The organism is Lentilactobacillus sp. (assembly GCF_040773105.1).
GTDB lineage: Bacteria > Bacillota > Bacilli > Lactobacillales > Lactobacillaceae > Lentilactobacillus > Lentilactobacillus parabuchneri.
The window spans coordinates 1-6,408 of the sequence record NZ_JAXGWW010000115.1 but is presented as its reverse complement, the minus strand read 5'-3'; the positions used below and the strand labels follow the sequence as shown (position 1 = coordinate 6,408).

General features: G+C 45.1%; 6 protein-coding genes, 1 pseudogene and 1 other annotated feature. Of the genes and pseudogenes, 3 read left to right on the top strand and 4 right to left on the bottom strand.

Translation table 11 applies throughout. The annotated features are described in order from the left end of the window. Together AB3112_RS07075 and guaD are read right to left on the bottom strand one after the other, a co-directional pair. Nucleotides 1–198 (bottom strand): hypothetical protein (locus AB3112_RS07075; RefSeq protein WP_367334184.1); only part of this gene is annotated, 198 nt, incomplete at its 3' end. Between the two features lie 23 nt (nt 199–221). Then, nucleotides 222–1,580 (bottom strand): guanine deaminase, encoded by a 1,359-nt coding sequence (guaD, locus tag AB3112_RS07070; RefSeq protein WP_084998371.1) that lies wholly within the window; start codon nt 1,578–1,580, stop codon nt 222–224. Nucleotides 1,581–1,709: 129 nt separating this feature from the next. Beyond that, nucleotides 1,710–1,941: a binding site (T-box leader), on the top strand. 115 nt (nt 1,942–2,056) lie between these two features. Here guaD and AB3112_RS07065 point away from each other — a divergent pair. The 3 genes and pseudogenes from AB3112_RS07065 to AB3112_RS07055 all read left to right on the top strand — a co-directional run bounded on the left by AB3112_RS07065 (nt 2,057) and on the right by AB3112_RS07055 (nt 5,167). Next, nucleotides 2,057–2,616, top strand: a pseudogene (locus AB3112_RS07065) (ECF-type riboflavin transporter substrate-binding protein). After that, on the top strand, nt 2,617–4,353 hold the full coding sequence (locus AB3112_RS07060) for an ABC transporter ATP-binding protein (RefSeq protein WP_367334185.1): 1,737 nt from the start codon (nt 2,617–2,619) through the stop codon (nt 4,351–4,353). After that, complete coding sequence (locus AB3112_RS07055) at nt 4,328–5,167, top strand: energy-coupling factor transporter transmembrane protein EcfT (protein WP_057910576.1); 840 nt, start codon at nt 4,328–4,330, stop codon at nt 5,165–5,167. Before AB3112_RS07060 ends, AB3112_RS07055 begins: the two co-directional genes overlap by 26 nt. A gap of 68 nt (nt 5,168–5,235) precedes the next feature. Here AB3112_RS07055 and AB3112_RS07050 read toward each other — a convergent pair whose 3' ends face one another. Together AB3112_RS07050 and AB3112_RS07045 are read right to left on the bottom strand one after the other, a co-directional pair. Further along, nucleotides 5,236–5,886 carry a CBS and ACT domain-containing protein gene (locus AB3112_RS07050; protein ID WP_084974453.1) on the bottom strand — a complete coding sequence of 217 codons (651 nt, stop codon included), beginning with the start codon at nt 5,884–5,886 and terminating at the stop codon, nt 5,236–5,238. 2 nt (nt 5,887–5,888) lie between these two features. Next, nucleotides 5,889–6,408 (bottom strand): ABC transporter ATP-binding protein (locus AB3112_RS07045; RefSeq protein ID WP_367334183.1); only part of this gene is annotated, 520 nt, incomplete at its 5' end.

Below are 6,408 nucleotides of genomic sequence, written 5' to 3'. Positions count from 1 at the left end.
TTGAGGATCCAGTTCAGATGGATTCTTAACCGCATCACTTGGGGTCATCGTTAAAATCGTAAAATCCTTTTTGACGATTAAAATATACGCGGCCCACGTAAATAAAAGAAATGTCCCAGCCAAAAACAGCTTAACTGAGAAAAACAAAAGTGCCAAGCAAACAATAAATCCCAGTAAAATCATATTTCTCGTTTTCAATATCCATTCACTTCAAGTCTGTTTTACTTCAAGCGTCCCTTTGCCAGTCTGCCTTGAACAAAGACCTGTCGAATATCGGCTTTTGATGCGTGATAGATAATCTTTTCAAAAATCTGATCCGCCGATTCTTCGCCAAATGATGCCAGTGGGGACTTCACAACTTGAAGGTCCGCCAAATAGCCGGCTTTAATCTGACCCGTTTTGAGATGAAGACTCTTGGCGCCACCAACAGTTGCCAGATAAAAACCATTTTTGGCTGAAATTGGCTGTATTTGCGTTCCGCGTTGATTTGGATCCAGCGCCGAGTTGACCCCGTCCTTGAGCATCCGTGAGGAAATAACGGCCTGGCGGATATTTTGATAGAGGCTCGGTGAATAACCACCGGAAATATCAGTTCCCAGACCAACTTTAACATTCTGCTGGAGAAGCTTGCTGACCGGAAGAACGGCATTGCCAAAATAAACGTTTGAAATTGGGCAATGAGCTACCGCCACCCCACGAGATTTGAACGTGTCCAAATCAGATTGATTCAATAGCGTTCCGTGGGCCATCACTGACTTGTCCGTCAACAGGCCATACTGGTCAAGGACTTCAGAATCCCGCTTGTGGTAATTTTCCAGTGCATAGCCGTTTTCCCAATCGCTTTCACTGCAGTGGGATTGAATAGGTAAGTCGTATTTCTTTGCTAATTCGCCTAACCCTTTTAATGACTCGGGCGTGCAGCTCGGGACAAATCTGGGGGTGATGACCGGTGTTTGGTTAATCGCTGCGGTCTGACTCAACTTGGTCAATTGCTTGATAAACGTTTCGGTATCGGCCACGGCACTTTTCGCAGACGCATCCCGGTAATTAGCCGGTGTTTGGTCGGGATTATCCATCGCAACCTTACCAATAAATCCACGTTGATGATGCTTGATGCATGCCTTGGCCAGCTCTAAGTTGGCGGGATTATCAATCGTCCCAAAGTAAAGCGCGGTCGTCGTCCCATTTCCAACGAGTTCTTCAACCAAGTTATCATAGACCCGTTTGGCAAAGGAAACATCCTGGTACTTGGCTTCCAGAGGAAACGTGTATGTATCCAACCATTCGTTTAAGGGACGATCCAAGGCAACTCCAGCGTTTGGCCACTGTGGGGCGTGCACATGCAGGTCAATAAAGCCGGGAAGCAGATATTCATCCGGGTTCAATGAAATCAATTGGTCTGCTTTAACGGCTGCATCTTTAATAGAAGAAAAATCAGGTTTAGATTCATCCACGACACGGCCAATATAGCCCTCACCATCAATACATACCAGCTGATGGTGGCGACAATCGATCGTTGATTCATCGACGGATGTAATGGTCGATCCTTCAAGTACTTTCACAATTGCGATGATAATCACTCCTCAAGGTTGATTTGTTCTAACTTGAATATATCATAAAGGTACTGACGAAGATAGACGCTATCAGGCGATAGTTGAGAAGTTCCGGTTGACGGAATTTAAATTCGGGTTACAATTAACCTATCTATTAATACGACGATGATTGAATGAGTAGCGGGTTGTCTTTGTGTAGAGAGCTGTTGGTGGGTGAAAAACAGCCGAAGAAGCTTGTGAATATGGTTCAGGAGTTGATTGACGCCGAGCTTATTGTGAGGTGATCGTGGTGGGCTCATTATCGCCTTCAGTTATCCAATAACTGTCAGAGGGAATTTCTGCGAGGAAATTCTAAACAGGGTGGTACCGCGATTTAATCGGCCCTACTAAAGCTAACTTTGATATTAACCAGCTTGTGATGAGCTGGTTTTTTATTTGGCAAAAGTTTGATTGTCGTCGTAGAGACTGGATTTAGTCATTATATAGGAAGAGGAGTGTTGATTATGAAGTCAAACAAGTCAAAAGGGTTGTCCGTTGAGGCGGTTGTCGCAACCGGTGTCGGGATTGCAATTGTTTTCTTATTGAAGCGTTTTTTGCCCATTCCAACAGGCGTTCCAAACACCACGATTGATTTAGGTGAAGCCTTTATTGCATTTTTGGGTGCCATTTTTGGCCCAGCAGTGGTGGCTTAGTAGCCTTTTTTGCCCATTTGTTCAATGATTTATCCTGGGGTGACCCATGGTGGACATGGATTGTTGCCGATGGTATTTTCGGCTTAATCATTGGCTATAGTCGAAACTTCCTGAAATTGCGGACGGAGCCACTTACCAAGAAAAAATTATTCCAGTTCAACCTTTTACAAATCGGTGCCAACATTCTTTGCTGGGGAATCATTGCGCCGCTTGGTGATATTTTGGTATATTCACAGCCCGCAGGAAAAGTCTTTCTCCAAGGAATTACGGCGACAATCACCGATGTTTTATCGGTCGGAATTGTCGGCACCCTGTTGATTTCTGCATATGCAAAAACTCAAATTCAAAAAAATCGTCTTTCAAAGGATTAAATTATGAGCAATAAACCAATCATCCAATTTTCAGACGTTTCCTTTCAATATCGAAGCCAGGAAGAAGCAACGTTGCATCACATCAATTTAACGATTCACAAAGGCGAAACAGTATTTATTACCGGCCCTTCCGGATCTGGAAAATCAACGCTGGGTAACTTGATTAACGGTGTGATCCCGGAAGAATTTCCAGGCACGCTGTCCGGAGACCTGACGATTGCCGGCAAGCATCCCTCAGAAGTTGATTTAACAGACCTTTCCTTTGAAGTCGGTACCGTTCTTCAAGATCCTGACGCACAGTTTGTTGGCTTGACCGTTGCCGAAGACATTGCCTTCGCACTGGAAAATGATGCCCAACCGCTGTCGTTACTGCATGAAAAAGTCGCTGAATGGGCTGATCGGCTAAACGTCAAGCAGCAATTATCCAAGCACCCTCAAGACCTTTCTGGTGGTCAAAAACAACGGGTCGCCTTGGCTGGGGTGCTAATTGATAACGAGCCAATACTGCTGTTAGACGAGCCATTGGCCAATTTAGATCCCGCTGCCGGGCGTGATTCCATGAAGCTGATCAACTGGTTGGTGAAAAATCAAAATTTGACCGTGATAATCATTGACCACCGAATTGAAGAAGTCCTCCAAATTCCAATTGACCGGATGGTCGTGCTGGCTGATGGTCAAATCATCGCAGACGACCAGCCTGATCAACTCTTAAAAAGTAATCTCCTGCTCACAAATGGGTTACGTGAACCCCTTTATGTAACGGCGCTTAAAACTGCCGGCGTCGCTGTCGATCATTTGGAAAACTTGGCAGATTTAGCTTCTCTTAAGTTAGACAAAGGTGACCATGCCAAACTCAACTCATGGATGGCTGCCCAACCAGCGCCTAAAGTGCCAACCAAGAAGCAGCCGATCATCGAAGTCAAACAAATGACGTTTGGCTACCCGGGTGAACCTACAATTTTCGATCAGTTTGATTTGACCATCCATCAAGGCGAGATGGTCGCCTTAGTCGGCAAAAACGGGACTGGAAAGACCACGCTGATTAATTTAATTACCGGCTTTTTAAAGCCGACTTCGGGCAACTTGTACTTCAATCAAACAGATATCTCGGATGATTCGGTTAAACAACGCGCCAGTCGAATTGGGTATGTGCTGCAAGATCCCAACCAAATGATCTCAAAAACGATGATCTTCGATGAAGTTGCCTTGGGCTTGCAGTTGCGAGGGCTTGATCCAGAAACCATTAAAAAGCAAGTATTTGAAACCCTCAAGATTACCGGCCTTTATCCCTATCGCAACTGGCCAATTTCTGCTTTAAGCTTTGGCCAAAAGAAACGGGTGACCATTGCGGCAGCCCTTGTTCTTCAACCAGAAGTTCTGATTTTAGACGAACCAACCGCTGGCCAAGATTTAGCCCACTATTCTCAAATGATGGATTTCCTTCATCATTTGAATCAAACACAAGGGACTACCGTTTTGATGGTGACCCATGATATGAATCTCATGATGGCCTACGCCGATCGCACCATCGTGCTGGACCAGGGACAAGTGCTAGAAGATGCAACTCCGGGAAAGGTGCTCACAAATCTGGACGTCATTAAAAAAGCCCATTTGGCGCAATTAAGTCTTCAAGTTCTGGCAGAAAAGGCTGACGCTTCGGATCCAATCACTTCTGCCGAGAAGTTTATTGCATTTGAAAGGAGCAACCGCGATGGTGAATCAGCAAGCTTCATATGATATTGCCGAGACTCAAAAAGGACGCTGGGTCACCCGGTTGACAGGGATGACTAAAATCCTGGTACTGTTGAGCTTATCGGTCATTGGCATGGTCAGTTATGATACCTGGTATTTAGTTGCGCTGACAATCTTTGCCATCTTATTTTATCAATCAGCCCACTTAAAATGGCATCAGGTTCGCGGCCTGCTCTACGCAATTGCCGCTTTTACGGCTTTAAACTTAATCCTGGTATACGTGTTTAATCCAAACTACGGCTCACAAATCTATGGTACCAGCCACGTCATTGCCGGTTCCGGGTACTTCATCCTGACGTGGGAAGAATTATTCTATCTATTAAATATGCTTTTAAAATATGTCTTTATCGTGCCGCTAATTTTTGCCTTTCTTTACACGACAAATCCGTCTGAACTCGCTTCCAGCATGAATCGCATCGGCTTTTCATACAAAATTAGCTATGCGGTTGAGCTTTCCTTGAGATATATTCCCGATGTAATTCGTGACTTCAAACAAATCAGCTTGGCCCAGCAAGCCAGGGGACTGGAAATGTCCAAGAAAGCTGGGGTTTGGAACCGTCTCAAGCGGAGTACCCAAATCCTGATTCCCTTGGTGTTTTCTTCCATGGACAAGATTGAAGTAACGACACGCGCGATGAAACTCCGCCGTTTTGGGACCCAAAAGAAACGGACCTGGTATATGTATCAACGATTAAGCAAGTTGGATTATTTGATTTTGACAGTAACAACCCTTCTGATCATCATTGGGATTGGCCTATTTTGGGTTGATGGCAGCCGTTTTTATAATCCATTCAAGTAAACTCTTAAAGTTCAAATTGAACAGCACCTAAAAACGACTCACCAACAATTGGTGGGTCGTTTTTATTGTTAATCAACCTTCTTATAATGTTCGGCCTCCTTGGCATCAAAACCCGCTTCCTGAAGCTTTGATGCCACCGAGAAGCCGGCTTCTTTATCCACGTGAATTTCCACCACCTTGGTTGTCCCGTGATGGGTGACCATTAACGTTTGGATATTTAAGTTGTTCTCCGCCATTACCTTGCCGATATCAAAAATCACCCCGGTTCGATCCTTTTCAATAAATACCTGAACGACCGTCCCAGATTCGTTGTAATCCGTGACGTCCAAAAATGCGTCGAGAATGTCATTGTTGGTGATAATGCCGACCACATCGCCCTGATCCGTCACTGGCAGAACCCCAACTTGGTATTTTCGCATTTCATAAATCGCATCTTCCAGGAAATCGTCGGCTTCGATCGTACGAACCGTGGTCTCCATCACTTCTTTGACGGTCATTTTATTTAATAGGTAGTTATATTCATAGATTGATAAACTGGTCGCCTTGGAAGGTGAGGCTGCCTGGATTGTCCCTTGAGTCACCAGCCCCACTAAGCGGCCATCTTCAATCACCGGTAATCGATGGATACTATTTTCCTTCATCATGTTGACCGCCACGCTGATCTTTGTTTCGGGCGGCACGGTAATGACGTTATCTGACATAAAATCTCTTACACTCATTTTTAACCTCCCAAATATGCCTTTTGAACATCTTCATTGGCCAAAAGCTCCTGGCCGGTCCCGGAAAGCTGAATCTTCCCAGTGGCCAACACGTACCCCCGGTCGGCAATCGACAAGGCCTTTTTGGCGTTTTGTTCGATCAGTAAAACGGTCGTTCCTTGTTTGTTAATCTCTTTGATAATGTCAAAAATTTCATTAATAAAAATCGGGGCCAACCCCATCGATGGTTCATCCAGTAAAATCAGCTTGGGACTGGCCATCAGTGCCCGTGCCATGGCAAGCATCTGCTGCTCACCTCCGGATAACGTTGCGGCATCTTGATTCTTCCGCTGCTGTAAAATCGGGAATCGTTCAAAGACGGCATCAAAATTATGCTTAATCTGGGAACGGTCTTTCACTAAAAATGACCCCATCTGCAGATTTTCCATGACCGTCAGGCCTGAAAAGATGTGTCGGCCTTCTGGCACTTGGGAAATCCCATCGGCAACGACTTTGGGTGCGTGCTTAGATTGAATTTCATGG